This is a genomic window from Methylobacterium sp. Leaf123 (genome assembly GCF_001423405.1).
Taxonomy (GTDB): Bacteria; Pseudomonadota; Alphaproteobacteria; order Rhizobiales; family Beijerinckiaceae; genus Methylobacterium.
In genome coordinates, this window is the sequence record NZ_LMNS01000038.1 from 86,624 (window position 1) to 100,603 (window position 13,980).

At 69.5% G+C, this 13,980-nt stretch carries 10 protein-coding genes; 5 read left to right on the forward strand and 5 right to left on the reverse strand.

Features of this window, described 5'->3' with window-relative positions; genetic code table 11:
• Positions 1 to 109 precede the first annotated feature (109 nt).
• Positions 110 to 2,311: an FAD-dependent oxidoreductase gene (locus ASF53_RS20055; protein ID WP_056202785.1), complete on the reverse strand. Its 2,202-nt coding sequence runs from the start codon at positions 2,309 to 2,311 to the stop codon at positions 110 to 112.
• 121 nt (positions 2,312 to 2,432) lie between these two features.
• Here ASF53_RS20055 and ASF53_RS20060 point away from each other — a divergent pair, with 121 nt between their 5' ends.
• Positions 2,433 to 3,230, forward strand: a complete 798-nt coding sequence (locus ASF53_RS20060; RefSeq protein ID WP_056202787.1) for an EAL domain-containing protein — start codon at positions 2,433 to 2,435, stop codon at positions 3,228 to 3,230.
• A 66-nt stretch (positions 3,231 to 3,296) separates the two neighbouring features.
• Here ASF53_RS20060 and ASF53_RS20065 read toward each other — a convergent pair whose 3' ends face one another.
• From ASF53_RS20065 to ASF53_RS20075, 3 genes are all read right to left on the reverse strand, one after another.
• Entirely contained in the window at positions 3,297 to 3,794 is a 498-nt protein-coding gene (locus tag ASF53_RS20065; protein ID WP_056202790.1) for a hypothetical protein, read from the reverse strand.
• A gap of 216 nt (positions 3,795 to 4,010) precedes the next feature.
• Positions 4,011 to 5,219 carry an acetyl-CoA C-acetyltransferase gene (locus ASF53_RS20070; RefSeq protein WP_056202794.1) on the reverse strand — a complete coding sequence of 403 codons (1,209 nt, stop codon included), beginning with the start codon at positions 5,217 to 5,219 and terminating at the stop codon, positions 4,011 to 4,013.
• Positions 5,220 to 5,293: 74 nt separating this feature from the next.
• Positions 5,294 to 7,084: an acyl-CoA dehydrogenase C-terminal domain-containing protein gene (locus ASF53_RS20075; protein WP_056203844.1), complete on the reverse strand. Its 1,791-nt coding sequence runs from the start codon at positions 7,082 to 7,084 to the stop codon at positions 5,294 to 5,296.
• A 334-nt stretch (positions 7,085 to 7,418) separates the two neighbouring features.
• Here ASF53_RS20075 and ASF53_RS20080 point away from each other — a divergent pair, with 334 nt between their 5' ends.
• On the forward strand, positions 7,419 to 10,727 hold the full coding sequence (locus ASF53_RS20080) for a tetratricopeptide repeat protein (RefSeq protein WP_056202796.1): 3,309 nt from the start codon (positions 7,419 to 7,421) through the stop codon (positions 10,725 to 10,727).
• Between the two features lie 442 nt (positions 10,728 to 11,169).
• Positions 11,170 to 11,496, forward strand: a complete 327-nt coding sequence (locus ASF53_RS20085; RefSeq protein ID WP_056202799.1) for a hypothetical protein — start codon at positions 11,170 to 11,172, stop codon at positions 11,494 to 11,496.
• A 64-nt stretch (positions 11,497 to 11,560) separates the two neighbouring features.
• Here the strand turns inward: ASF53_RS20085 and ASF53_RS20090 are convergent, their stop codons facing one another.
• Complete coding sequence (locus ASF53_RS20090; RefSeq protein ID WP_056202802.1) at positions 11,561 to 12,505, reverse strand: alginate O-acetyltransferase AlgX-related protein; 945 nt, start codon at positions 12,503 to 12,505, stop codon at positions 11,561 to 11,563.
• A 137-nt stretch (positions 12,506 to 12,642) separates the two neighbouring features.
• Between ASF53_RS20090 and ASF53_RS20095 the strand changes: the two genes are divergently transcribed.
• Entirely contained in the window at positions 12,643 to 13,161 is a 519-nt protein-coding gene (locus tag ASF53_RS20095) for a 2'-5' RNA ligase family protein (protein WP_056202805.1), read from the forward strand.
• Positions 13,158 to 13,961 carry a phosphatase PAP2 family protein gene (locus ASF53_RS20100; protein ID WP_056202809.1) on the forward strand — a complete coding sequence of 268 codons (804 nt, stop codon included), beginning with the start codon at positions 13,158 to 13,160 and terminating at the stop codon, positions 13,959 to 13,961. The genes ASF53_RS20095 and ASF53_RS20100 overlap by 4 nt, the downstream gene beginning before the upstream one ends.
• Positions 13,962 to 13,980 lie beyond the last annotated feature (19 nt).

The following is a 13,980-nucleotide window of genomic DNA, read 5'->3' on the forward strand; positions in this document are numbered from 1 at the left end:
GGTTCGCTGAGTACGGTCGGGCGGTGAACGAAAGCGGAGCGGTTCGGTTCCGCACGCGGCGCAGTCCTCCCCCCCAGGGGCTTGCCCTGAGGGGAGGGCGCAGGGCGCGTTACGCCGCCTGCTTCAGCGCATCGTAGAAGCGCCCCCCGGACTCGGCCATCGACACGAGGTTGTCCGGCGGGGTGAAGCGGGCGCCGTGCCGGGCTTCGAGCCCGCGGGCCAGTTCCACGAACGTCCCCGCGCCCATGAAGTCGATGTAGGAGAGCGCGCCCCCGGTGAACGGAGCGAAGCCGAAGCCGAGGATCGAGCCGACATCCGCCTCGCGCGGATCGGTCACCACACCTTCCTGCACCGTGCGGGCGGCTTCCAGCGCCTGCACCATGAGGAAGCGGTGCTTCAGCTCCGCCACGTCGATGCTGTCGGGGTCGAGCCGGTTCGGCTGGATCTCGGCGAGCCCCGGCCAGAGCGTCTTCTGGCCGCCCTCGGGATAGTCGTAGAAGCCGCGCTTGTTCTTGCGGCCGAGGCGGCCATGCGTCTCGACCATCGCGGTCAGGAGCCGCTTCTGATCCGGATCGACGGCGCCCTCGCCGAGCTGCGCCTCGGTCGCGCGCATGATCTTGAGGCCGAGATCGAGCGCCACCTCGTCGTTGAGCGAGAGCGGGCCGACCGGCATGCCGGCCATCCGCGCCACGTTCTCGATCATCGCCGGGGGCACGCCCTCGGCGAACATCTTGTGGCCCTCCTGGATGTAGGCGAGCACGCAGCGGTTGGCGAAGAAGCCGCGGGAATCGTTGACGACGATGCCGGTCTTCTTGATCGCACGCACGTAGTCGAGGGCGGTGGCCACGGCGCGGTCGCCGGTCTGGTTGCCGCGGATGATCTCCACGAGCAGCATCTTCTCCACCGGCGAGAAGAAATGGATGCCGACGAACTGCTCGGGCCGCTTCGAGGTCTGGGCGAGGCCGGAGATCGGCAGGGTCGAGGTGTTCGAGGCGAAGATCGCGTGCGCCGGCAGCGCGGCCTCGACCTTGGCGATCACCTCGGCCTTCACCCGCGGATCCTCGAACACCGCCTCGATCACGAGATCGCAATCGGACAGGGCGCCGTAATCGGGCGTGGCGGTGATGCGGGCGAGCAGGGCGTCACGGTCGGCGGTCTTGGCCTTGCCGCGGTTGATCTGCCCGGTGATGAGCTTGTGGCAATGCGCCTTGCCGGCGTCGGCCGCCTCTTGGTCGCGGTCGATCAGCACGACCTCCATCCCGGCCTGCGCCGTGACGTAGGCGATGCCCGCGCCCATGAAGCCGGCGCCGATGATGCCGACCCGACCGATCTTGCTCGGCTCGATATCCTTCGGGCGGCGGGCGCCCTTGTTGATCTCGCCCATGGAGATGAACAGGGTGCGGATCATCGCCTGCGCTTCCTTGGTGCGCAGGATATGGGCGAAGTAGCGGCTCTCGACCCTGAGGCCGAGATCCATCGGCAGTTGCAGGCCCTCGTAGACCGAGGCCAGGATCGCCTTGGCGGCGGGATAATTGTCGTGGGTCTCGCGGCGGTAGATCGCGTTGGCCGGTGGCCAGATCATCATGCCGGCGGGCGAGTAAACCTTGCCGGAGGGTGCCTTGAACTTCGGCACGTCCCAGGGGGCGACCGCCGAGCCGCCCTCGCGGATCCAGGCCTTGGCCCGCTCGACGATTTCCGCAGCCGGGGCGACGGCGTGGGCCAGCCCCATATTCTTGGCCATGAGCGCGCGGATCTGCTCGCCCTTGAACAGCATCTGCAACGCATCGCCGGTCTGCATCAGCCGGGCCACGCGCTGGGTGCCGCCGCCGCCGGGGAACAGGCCGACCTTGATCTCGGGCAGGCCGACGCGGGTCTTGTCGTCATCGGCGAGCACCCGGTGATGGCAGGACAGCGCCAGCTCGAAGGCCCCGCCGAGGCAGAGGCCGTGCACCGCCGCGGCGAACGGCTTGCCGCAGGTTTCGAGCTTGCGGAAGACGAGGCTGAGGCGGCGGGAGCCTTCGAAGAAGTGGTGCATGGCCACCTCCTCACCCTCGACCGCCTTGAGGCGCTCGTACTCGACGCCGAGGCCCTGGAGCATGGTGAGATCGGCGCCGCCGGAGAAGTTGTTCTTCCCCGAGACGATGACGCAGCCCTTGATAGCCTCGTCGGCGACGACCGCGTCGATGATGCGGTCCAACTCGTCCATCACCTCCATGGTGATGACGTTCATGGAACGGCCCGGCATGTCCCAGGTCGCCAGCGCGATGCCGTCGGCATCGGTCTCGAAGCGGAAATTCTCGGTGGCGGTCATCGCGGAACCTCGGAGGAAATTAGCTTGGCCGTATCGGAATCTTAAGGGGGCGAGGGCGTCATGGGGGATGCAACGGGTGCGCGATTGGCCCCGTCTCTCCACACCAGACCCCAGACGGATCATGAAGACGGACGCCCGACCGCGAACCGCCTGCCGAGCCTGCCGCGACGGTGCGGATCTCGACTTTTCCTTCACCATGGCCTTCCAGCCCATCGTCGACGTCGCCAATGCGCGCGTCTGGGGCTACGAGGCGCTGGTGCGCGGACCGGACGGCGAATCCGCCGGCTCGATCCTGTCGCGGGTCACCGACGAGACGCTCTACCGCTTCGATCAAGCGGCGCGGGTCAAGGCGATCGAACTCGCCGGCCGCCTGTTCCCGCCCGGCAGCGACACCAAGCTGTCGATCAACTTCATGCCGAACGCCGTCTACGAGCCGGCGGCCTGCATCCGCGCCTCGCTGGAGGCCGCCCGCCGCGTCGGCTTCGACAACGGGCGCCTCAATTTCGAATTCACCGAGAACGAGCGCTTCAACGACATCGCCCATGTCCAGCGCATCGTCACGGAGTACCGGCGGCAGGGCTTCTTCACGGCGCTCGATGATTTCGGCGCCGGCTATGCCGGTCTCGGCCTGCTGGCCAATTTCCGCCCGGACCTCATCAAGATCGATATGGAGCTCGTGCGCGGCATCGATGCGGATGCCGGGCGCCGGACCATCGTCGCGGGCATCAACCAGATCGCGCGGGCGCTCGGCGTCGCGGTGATCGCCGAGGGCATCGAAACCGCGGCCGAGGCCGAGGCGCTGCACGGCCTCGGCATCGACCTGCTGCAGGGCTACCACTTCGCCCGCCCGGCACTGGAAGCCCTGCCGCCGGTCGCCGGCTTCGCGGCCGACGGCGCGCCGGCGAAGCGCGTCGCCTGACGCTCTCCTTCCGAAGCTGTCCGTCGCACCGCTCATCCTCAAGCCTCCGCTCGCTGAGTTGACTGTTTACTTGGCGGGCGTCGGCATGCCGCCGGGCAGGCCGCCCGGTGCGCCGCCGGTCTGATCGCTGGCAGCCGCCAGCGTCAGCATGTTCAGGAGCCGGGTCACCACCGCCTGCGAGAGCAGGTTCACCTCCGACTTCGGGTCGGCGTTGACGGCCTGGAACTTCTGGTAGGTCTTGTCCTCGTAGATCTTGTCGAGTTCCTTCAGCTCGTCGAGGCTGAACTTGTCGGCATATTGCTTGGACAGACCTTCGAGCAGCTCCTTGCGCTGCTTGTCGAACTCGGCCTTGGCCTCCTTGCGCACCTTCTCGGCCTTGTCCTCGGGCATGGTCGAGACGGTCTTCTCGAGAGCGCCGCCGAAGCCGGTATCGAGGTTCTTCAGAACCGTCTTCTCGGTCAGCTTGGTGGCGACGGCGAGCTTGTCCGCGTTGTCGTCGGCCCGCGCCGCGAGCGGCAGGGCCAGCACGAGGGCGAGGCACAGGGCGGCTTTTGTCGACTTCATCGTGGCGTTTCTCCCATGGGTGTTCTGAGACCGCACCCGATCGAAAAGGGTGCGGCGTGGGAGGGCCTTAGAGCCGTTCCCGATCGCGTTGCAATCGGGAACGGCTTCAAGTCTTCGATGCCGCGCTCCCGTTCGCCAAACCGGCATCCACTTTGGCGAAGAGCGTTCCGGCAGCGATGGCAGGGCAGGGCGGCGGCGTGACGCCGCCCGCCGCGATCACACCCGCTCGATGATCGTCGCGGTGCCCATGCCGGCGCCGATGCAGAGGGTGACGAGCGCCCGTTCCTTGCCGGTGCGCTCCAACTCGTCGAGCACGGTGCCGAGGATCATCGCGCCCGTGGCACCCAGCGGATGGCCCATGGCGATCGCGCCGCCATTGACGTTCACCTTCGCCGGGTCGAGGTCGAAGGCCTGCTGGAAGCGCAGGACCACCGAGGCGAAGGCCTCGTTGATCTCGAACAGGTCGATGTCGGACAGGCTCATGCCGGCCCGCGCCAGCACCTTCCTCGTGACATCGACCGGGCCGGTCAGCATCAGCGCCGGATCGGAGCCGATATTGGCGAAGGCCCGGATGCGGGCGCGGGGCCGCAGGCCCGCGGCGTCGCCGGCCTCGCGCGAGCCGAGCAGCACCGCCGCCGCGCCGTCCACGATGCCCGACGAGTTGCCGGCGTGGTGGACGTGATTGACGGCCTCGACATCCGGGTGGGCATCGACGGCCACGGCGTCGAAGCCGCCCATCTGGCCCATCTGCACGAAGGAGGCCTTCAGGCTCGCCAGCGACTGCATGTCGGTGGTCGGCCGCATGTGTTCGTCGCGGTCGAGCAGGGTGATGCCGTTGATGTCCTTCACCGGCACGACCGAGTTCCGGAACAGGCCCTCGTCCCAGGATTTGGCCGAGCGCTTCTGCGACTCGACGGCGTAGGCGTCGCAATCGTCGCGGCTGAAGCCGTATTTGGTGGCGATGAGGTCGGCCGAGACGCCCTGCGGCATGAAGTAGGATTTGACCGCGATCGCCGGATCGACCGGCCAGGCGCCGCCCGAGGCACCGAGGCCGACGCGGCTCATCGATTCGACGCCGCCGCCGACGGTGAGGTCGTGCTGGCCGGCCATGACCTGCGCGGCGGCGAAGTTGATGGCGTCGAGGCCGGAGGCGCAGAAGCGGTTGATCTGCACGCCCGGCACGTGGTTGCCGTAATCGGCCACCAGGGCCGCCGCGCGGGCGATGTCGCCGCCGGCCTCGCCGACCGGATCGACGCAGCCGAGCACCACGTCGTCCACCTGCCGCGTGTCGAGCCCGTTGCGGTCCTTCAGGGCGCGAAGCGCCGTTTCCGCCAGGCGGAGCGCCGTCACCTCGTGCAGCGAGCCGTCCGGCTTGCCGCGGCCGCGAGGGGTGCGGACGTGATCGTAGATGTAGGCCTCGGGCATATGCGCTTCCTCGTGTCCTTCATCGCTGCCGCGGTCACCCTCTCCCGCCAAGGGAAGAGGGTTGGTGCCCGGCTTTAAAACGCCTCGGCCGGCAGGGCCATGGTGGTCTCGGCGCCGACCTTGATCCGCGCGAGGCGCAGGCTGGTCTCCGGCAGCATCCGCTCCATGAAGAAGCGGCCGAGCACGAGCTTGGCGTCCATCCGCTCGATGTCGCCCCCCTCGGCCTTCTTGGCGAGGGCCGCCTTGGCGATCTTGGCCCACATGTAACCCAGCACGACCTGACCCAGCAGGTGCATCAGGTCGGTGGCGGCGGCGCCCGCATTGTCGGGCTTCGAGAAGGCGTTCTGCATCAGCCACATCACCGCGGCCTGGAGGTCGTTGAGCGCCGGCTGGAGCGGGGCGACGAAGGGCTGCATCGCCTCGTCCTCGCCGTGGTCCTTGATGAAGCTCTGCACCTCGGTGAGGAAGGCCATCATCGCCCGGCCGCCGTCTTTCGGCAGCTTGCGGCCGATCAGGTCCATGGCCTGGATGCCGTTGGCGCCCTCGTAGATCATGGCGATGCGAGCATCGCGCACGAACTGCGACATGCCCCATTCCTCGACATAGCCGTGGCCGCCGAACATCTGCTGCGCCTCGACCGCGTTGGCAAAGCCCCAGTCGGTCAGCACGCCCTTCACCACCGGGGTCATCAGGCCGAGCATGTCCTCGGCCGCCTGCCGCTGGGCAGCGTCCTGCGAGCGGTGAGCGATGTCGGAATTGAGCGCCGTCCAGAGCATGAGGGCGCGCCCCGCCTCGTTGAAGGCGCGGATCTGCATCAGCGTGCGGCGCACGTCCGGGTGGACGATGATCGGGTCGGCAGCCTTGTCCGGCGCCTTCGCGCCGGTGAGTGCGCGGCCCTGGAGCCGCTCCTGCGCATAGGCGACCGCGTTCTGGTAGGCGGCCTCGGACTGGCCGAGCCCCTGGACGCCGACGGCGAGGCGGGCCTCGTTCATCATGACGAACATCGCGGCCAGGCCGCGGTTCTCCTGGCCCACGAGCCAGCCCTTCGCCCCGTCGTAGTTCATCACGCAGGTGGAATTGGCGTGGATGCCCATCTTGTGCTCGATCGAGCCGCAGGTCACCGCGTTGCGCTCGCCCACGGAGCCGTCCGCGTTCACGAGGAACTTCGGCACCACGAACAGCGAGATGCCCTTGGTGCCCGACGGCGCGCCGTCGATGCGGGCGATGACGAGGTGGACGATGTTCTCCGACAGGTCGTGCTCGCCCGCCGAGATGAAAATCTTGGTGCCGGTGAGGCTGTAGGAGCCGTCGCCGTTGGGCACCGCCTTGGTCTTCAGCAGCCCCAGATCCGTGCCGCAATGCGGCTCGGTGAGGTTCATGGTGCCGGTCCAGGTGCCCTCAACCATCTTGGGCAGGTAGGTCGTCTTCTGCTCCTGCGAGCCGTGGACGAGCAGAGCGGCGATCGCCCCCTGCGTCAGGCCGGGATACATGCTGAGCGCGAGGTTCGCGCCGGAGACGAATTCCTGCATCGCCGTGTTGAGCACGTGCGGCAGGCCCTGGCCGCCGAACTCCTCGGGGATCGACAGGCCCATCCAGCCGCCGGCGGCGTAGGCATCGTAGGCCGCCTTGAAGCCCTTCGGCGTCACGACGCTGCCGTCGTCGCGGCGAGTGCAGCCCTCCCGGTCGCCGGACAGGTTCAGCGGCGCGAACACTTCACCCGCGAGCTTGCCGCCTTCGCTGAGCACTGCCTGGGCCAGGTCGGCGGAGGCATCGGCGAAGCCGGGGAGATTGTCGTAGCGGTGGATCGCGAGAACGTCGTTGAGGAGGAACAGGGTGTCCTCAACCGGGGCCCGGTAGCTCGGCATCGCGTCAGCCTCCCGCATCATTTTTGAAGTGAGCCGCACCGGTTCGCCCGGCTCCGACCTTCGATAGTTCATATGTAAACTATCTCCGGACGGCTTCGCAAGGCCGGCACGATACGACCCGCCCAAGTTGTCTCGCCTGCGACCGAAGGACCACCGTCGCGCGCCATTCACGCGTGTCCCGGAAAAGCGAGGCCATTCCGTCGCGCGCTTAACCAAGCATTTACCAAGAATGGAAAAGGTCGTTCCAGTCCGATCCGCAGCCCGCCGTTTCACGCCTTGCGCGAAACGATGGTCCGCCGGGCACCGGAAGCCGCCGACTTCGGATCTCCGCGAGATGAAACAGACTGCCCCGATCAGCCTCGACAGCTTCGACCCGGAGGTACTCGCGGCTGCCCGCGAGGTCGCCCGGCGAGCGGGGGTGCCGCTGGAGAGCTGGATCGCCTCGGTGGCGACGCCCGACCCGGTCAAGCCGGGCCCGCGGCGGCGCCGTGCGGATGCGACGCCCCAGGCCCGGGAGACCGGCGCAGAGCCAGCCCGGCAGGTCGGAGGCCGGGCGCCGGAAAAGGCACCCGCTTCACGCAAGGACGGGCCGCAGCACAAGCGCCGGGAGGCCGGTCAGGGCGCTCCGGAGGCCGAGGCCCCGGAAACGAGGTCGCTCGAAGCTTCGATCGGCGCGATGATGCGGCGGCTCGACGCCCTCGACCGCTCGATCAGCCAGGAGCGCGAGGCGTCCAAGGCCGATGCCGCCCGGATGATCGGCGAGATCGAGGCGCGGCTGACCACGGCCCGCCCGCCCGCCGCACCGGAGATGATCGCCGGCCGCATCGCCGACATCGAACGCAAGATGGGCGAGATCGCCGGCCAGCTCGACACGCCGCGTCCGCTGGGTCGGCGCGGGCGCCCGCTCGCCACCGAGGTCCGCGATGCGGTCGCCGAGGTGCGCCGCCGCCAGCGCGAGCTGGAAGCCGGCATCGCCGAATGGAACGCCGCCAGCGCAGCCGCGCCGCAAGACGGCCCGGCCGCCCTTTCGGTGACGCAGGCCGAGGCCGAGTCCGGCCAGGAGCCGTCCCCGGCCATCGCCGAACTGCAACGCGAGACGAACCGGCTGCGCGACGCGCTCGGCGGCCTCGCCACCGGCCGCGACGTGAGCGAGCTGGAGCAGACCATGCAGACGGTCGCCAGCGACTTGCAGCGGGCCCGCGCGCCGCAGGAACTCGCCGCCATCGCTGCACCGGTCGAGCTGATGCGCCTCCAAGTGGAGCGGATCGCCGAAGACGTGGCGGACAACGTTCACGCCCGCATCGCGGGTGAGGTGGAGCGCCTGGCCGGGAAGGTCGATGCCGTCCTCTCCGGCGCTCTCTCCGGCCCGGCCGACCAGAGCGCCCTCGACGGCGTGTTCCGTGAACTCGACGAGATCCGCCGCCTCGTGGCCTCTCTGGCGGGGCCGGAGCGGATCCAAAGCCTCGCCCAGGGCGTGCAGGCGATCAGTGCCCAGATCACCCAGCTCCAGCGGGACGAGGATGCGGGCATCGCCACCCTCAAGCCGCTGCTGGAGGAGATCCGCGGCGAGCTGAAGGCGCCCGATTCCGCCCGCGAACTCCCCGGCGCGCTGCTCGGACGTTTCGAGGCGCTCGCCGAGCGGCTCGACGGGGCCGAGGCCGGCTCCGTCGGCGAGCTGATCGAGCGGCTCGAAGGCGTGGCCGAAAAGGTCGATCGTGTCAGCGCGGGCGGCAGCGGGCTCGATGCCCTGGAAAGCCATGTCCTCGCCCTGGCGAGCCGGCTCGAAACGCCGCGCGACACCGATCCGGCCGTGGCGCGCCTCGAGCGCTCCATGGGCGACCTGCTCTCCCAGGTCACGGCCCTGCGCAACGGAACCGATCTCGAGGCCACCGTCGCGCATGCGGTCCGTGAGGCCATCGCGGGCTCGGCCGCCCCGCTCGCGGCCGGCGGCGGGTTCGACCTGCTGCGAGCCGATCTCGCCGAAATGCGGGCGAACCAGAAGGGCGCGGACCAGCGCCTCCAATCGACGATGGAAGGCGTGCAGGCGGTGCTGATGCGGCTGAGCGAGCAGCTCGACCGCACCATGACCTCGTCCGCCGCACTCACCGCCGCCCAGGAGCGCGCGCCCGTCGTGCTGTCCTCGGCCGAGCGCGTCGATCCCGAGCGCGTCTCGCATGAGCGCCCGCCTGCCCCGAGGACGGCTGCCCAGCCATCGGTTCAGAACCTTGCACGCCCGAACCGCACCGCCTCCCCCGCCGAGGCCGGCGGGACGGAGGCGAACCGCGTGTCCGACGAGTTGCTGGAGCCCGGCGCGGGCCGGCCCGGCCCCAGCCGCCCGGCCGCGCCGGAGGCGAGCCCCACCGCGACGGGCGGCGCCGACATCAAGACGAGCTTCATCGCCGCCGCGCGCCGCGCGGCGCAGGCGGCCCAGGCCGAATCGACATCCGAGGCGCCGCTGACGGCGCGCCTGCGCGACAAGGTCGCCCCGGCCCGCGTGCCGGGCGCGGAGACGACGCCGCTCTCGCGGATCCGCGGTGCCCTCGACAGCCGCCGCCGCACGCTCCTGCTCGGCCTCGCCGCCGTGGTGCTGGCGCTCGGCGCCTACCAAGCCTTCCTCGCGGGCAAGGGCGCCCCGACCGCCGACGCGGCCGCGCCGGAGGCCCGTCCGGTGGCGAGCACCGCCCCGGCGGCCTCCGACACCACCGCGAGCCGCACCGAGACCACGGCCGAGCAAGGCGCCTCCACCGGGGCGCAGGCGTCACAGGCCCAAGCTTCGTCCGAGACGTCCCCTCAGGCCGGAACCTCCGCCCCGACGACGCCCGACCCGGCGACGACCCAATCCATCGCCGAGACGAAATCGGCGCCGGCCAAGCGCGGGCTGCCCCAGGTCGCGGGCATGAACACGCTCGGCCCCGATCTCGCCGGCCTGCCGCCGGCCCTGGCCAAGCTCAAGCAGGATGCGCTCGACGGCGACGGCGCTGCGGTCTGGGAGATCGCCTCCCGCGAGGCCGAGGGCCGGGGCATGACCCGCGACCTCGCGATCGCGGCCAAGCTCTACGAGCGGCTCGCGAATGCCGGCTACGCACCGGCGCAGTTCAAGGTCGGCAACGCCTACGAGAAGGGCTCGGGCGTGGTCCGGGACATCGAGAAGGCGAAGGCCTGGTACGGCCGTGCGGCGGATCAAGGCAATATCCGCGCGATGCACAACCTCGCCGTGTTGCATGCCGAGAACCCGGCGGCCAACGGCAAGGCGGATTTCGTCACCGCCGCGAACGCCTTCCGCCGGGCGGCGGAACACGGGGTACGCGACAGCCAGTACAACCTCGCCGTGCTCTACGCCCGCGGCCTCGGCGTCGGGCAGGATCTCGTCCAGTCCTATCTCTGGTTCTCGGCCGCTGCCATACAGGGGGACCAGGAAGCGGGCCGCAAGCGGGACGAAGTCGCCGCCAAGCTCTCGCCGAAGGATCTCACCGAGGCCAAGAGCCTCGCCGCGGGCTTCCGGGCGAAAACCGTCGATCCGGCCGCGAACGAGGCCCCGTCCCAGAAGGCCACCGCCGCCGCGGGGATGTCCCTGATGGGCGCGCCGTCACCGGGCATGCCGAACGCCACGCCCCCCTCGACGCCGAAGCGCTTCGGGGTCTGAGCGGCACCGAGCCCCCGTCGGCAGACACGGCATCACGGCTCTGAAAACAGGCCGCGTTCCCCAGGGGAGCGCGGCCTTTCTCGTTGTCGCCCCCGGCAATTGCCGGCATCCGCCATCGAAAGGGTTCGGCGGAGCCGCACGCGATTTCACAGGCTCCGGCTGCATCTTCGGCTCGCCGGGCGAGACCCAATCCCGCCCCGCCGCGAATGGCACTCCGGCAGAGATCAGGCCATCAGCCGTAAGCCGGACAGTCTGCTGAGCGCGTCAGCATTTCTATTATACGTCCGAGTAATGATTTTAATCCCTACAGAATAAATTATATTTCTATGGATTAAAATTTATCACATTATTGTGTTTTAACACACTTCCCCCCGTGGATTTGCATGGTAACTGTGCTCTTGCTTGGAAATTAAGCGGCAATTGAACACAAGAGGAGCACACCATGCTGCGCTTTGCATCATACGCCTCCGTCCTCCTGCTTGCGTTCGCGACCACGGTGACGCCGGTCGCGGCGCAGTCGGCTCGGGCGAAGAAGGGAACGTGGACCGCGCTGCCGTCGCAGGTTGTACCGCCGGCCCCGTCCTACATCGCCAATGGCGGCTTCGGCGCGCTTCCGCTCGCAGCGGGCAACCGGTCGGGCTACTGCGACATCGTGGTGAAGCGGGGCGGCGGGAATCCGACCCAGGACATGACCGGTTCGATCGGCCACGCGAAGAGCTACCAGGCCGGCGGCGGCGGCCCGGCCCGCCAGCGGGTCTGCTCGCGCTAAACGCCGCGATGCTTAGAATTAGGAAGAGAACGGCGCTCCTCGGTTCGAGGGGCGCCGTTTTGCGTCAGACCAGCGGTGCCATCTCCGCCTGACGCGCCGGCTTCTGCATCCCCGGCTTCTCGTAGGCCGCGACGTCGAAATCGTCGCTCGGGATGCGGACGAGGAAGCGCTCGGCCATCTCGAACATCAGGATGTCGGGGCGCACCCGCTCGACGTAACCCCAGTCGATGCTGGACGACCAGACGAAGTGCATCTCGCGGAACGTCTCGGCGAGGAAGCTGGTCAGCATGATCGGCGCGAAATGCGCGTAGGAATCCCCGAACAGCACCAGGGTCCGCGGGTCGGCCTGAGGGGAGAGGTTCCGGTAGATGACGTGGGCGCCGACATGGAGGTCGCCCGCCCGGCCCTCCGCCTCGTAGGACTCGACGAGCGGGCTCGCATAGGCGCGTGAGGCGTCGCGATGCACCGCCCAGTTCACCACCGTCTCCCGCGGCCGGTCGGGCAGCTTGTCGCCGAGATCCCACAACCCGTCATGGGGAAAGCGCGGCCGCTCGGCGATATCGGGCGGCGCCACGGCGCCGCAGGCCCGCAGCAGCGCCCGGCACGCGATCAGGCAGCCCTCATAGGTCCAGTGCGAATCGGTGCGGCGGTAGAGCGGTTCCGCCCCGTCGCGGGCGGCACGCAGGGGCGCGACGAGATCGACGAAACCGCTCATCCGGTCGAGCCGGCGGGCGAGCCGCCGGGCCGGCGACAGCCGCGCGTCGTAATCGAGGTCGAGGGTGCGGTCGTCGTAGACCGAGAGCTTTTCCGGCACGATGGTGTGGATGTAGCGGATGCCGAGCGCCTGGGCGCGGGCGGCGCGCGCCTCGATCAGCCGCGCCCAGCGGCGCAGATGCCACCATCCGGCGAGCGAGCGCCGGTATTGCAGGAGCACCCCGTTGGTGCCCCCGATCAGGAACAGCCATCCGTCGCGTCCCCGGTGGATGATCTCTCTCTTCCTGCGGGCCATGGCAGCTTCCTAGACGCAGCTCGACCGGCTGAACAGCGCAGCCACACCACAGCCCGCCCGCTGGATACGCGCTCCCGCCGCGCCATCTTGCTCGGACCCGCGCCGGACGCCCCGGCCTCGACCGAGAGTTCAAAGCGTTGCCCGAGCCCGCCCCCCTGATCCTGACCGTGCAGATGGACGAGGCGGCCTTCGCCACCTTCGACGGTTTGCGGCGGCGGCATTTTCCCGAAGCGCTGAACCACATTCCCGCCCATGCGACGCTGTTCCACCACCTGCCGGGAGAGGATACGGCGGGCGTGACCGAGACGGTGGCGGCACTCGCTCGCACGCAAGCCGCACCGGAGGTCGCGGTGACGGGGGTGCGCTTCACCGGGCGCGGCGTCGCCTACGCTCTGGAATCGGATGCGTTGTCCGCCTTCCGCCAGCGGGTCGCGGCGGCGTTCCGCGATCATCTCACGGCGCAGGATCGGCAGGGCTGGCGCCCGCACGTCACCGTGCAGAACAAGGTCGCCCCCGAGACCGCCCGCGCGCTGCATGCCGCCCTGGCCCAGGACTTCGAACCTTCGCACTTCCGTGCACCGGGCGTGCTGCTATGGCGTTATCTCGGCGGCCCGTGGGAGCGGGTCGCCACCATCGCATTCGGGGATGCGGCATGAGACTACCCGGTATCGCCCGCACCGGCGGGGGCGCCCTCTGGCGCGGATCGTCCGCCGTCTGGCTGCGGCTTCACCTCAACGAGGTCGGGCCGCTGGTCTCGCTGCTTCTCGTCAGCACCCTCGGCTACGGCTTCTTCGCGCTCGCCCGCGAGGTCGGCGAAGGCTCGACCGCCGCCCTCGACCGCAAGATCCTGCTCGGCTTGCGCAACCCCGCCGACCTGTCCGACCCGCTCGGGCCGGCGTGGCTGGAGGAGGCGATGCGCGACATCACCGGCTGGGGCAGCGTCGTCACCATCGTGTTCCTCACGGCGGCGGCGGTGATCTACCTCGCGCTCTCCGGCCGGCGGCGCGTCGCGGTGTTCGTGCTGGCCGCCGTCGGCGGCGGCGAGGCGGTCTCGACGGTGCTCAAGCTGTTCTACCACCGCCCCCGGCCCGACCTCGTGCCGCACGGCATGGACGTGTTCACGGCGAGCTTCCCGTCGGGCCACGCGATGATGTCGGCGATCGCTTACCTCACGCTCGCGACTTTGCTCGCCCGCGTCGAGCGGCGGCACAGCGTCAAGGCGCTGATGCTGGCGCTCGGCATCGGGATGACGGTGCTGGTCGGCTTCAGCCGGGTCTATCTCGGCGTGCATTGGCCGAGCGACGTGGTGGCGGGCTGGTGCGTCGGCGCCGCCTGGGCGGCCCTGTGCTGGTTCGTCGCGCTCCAACTCCAGCGCCGGGGCGAGGTGGAGGATCCCGATCCGACACCGGCCTCGACCGGCCCGGGCCAGCTTAAAGGAACCTCCGCGCCGGGCTGACGCGTTCCGGCCTCGTGCT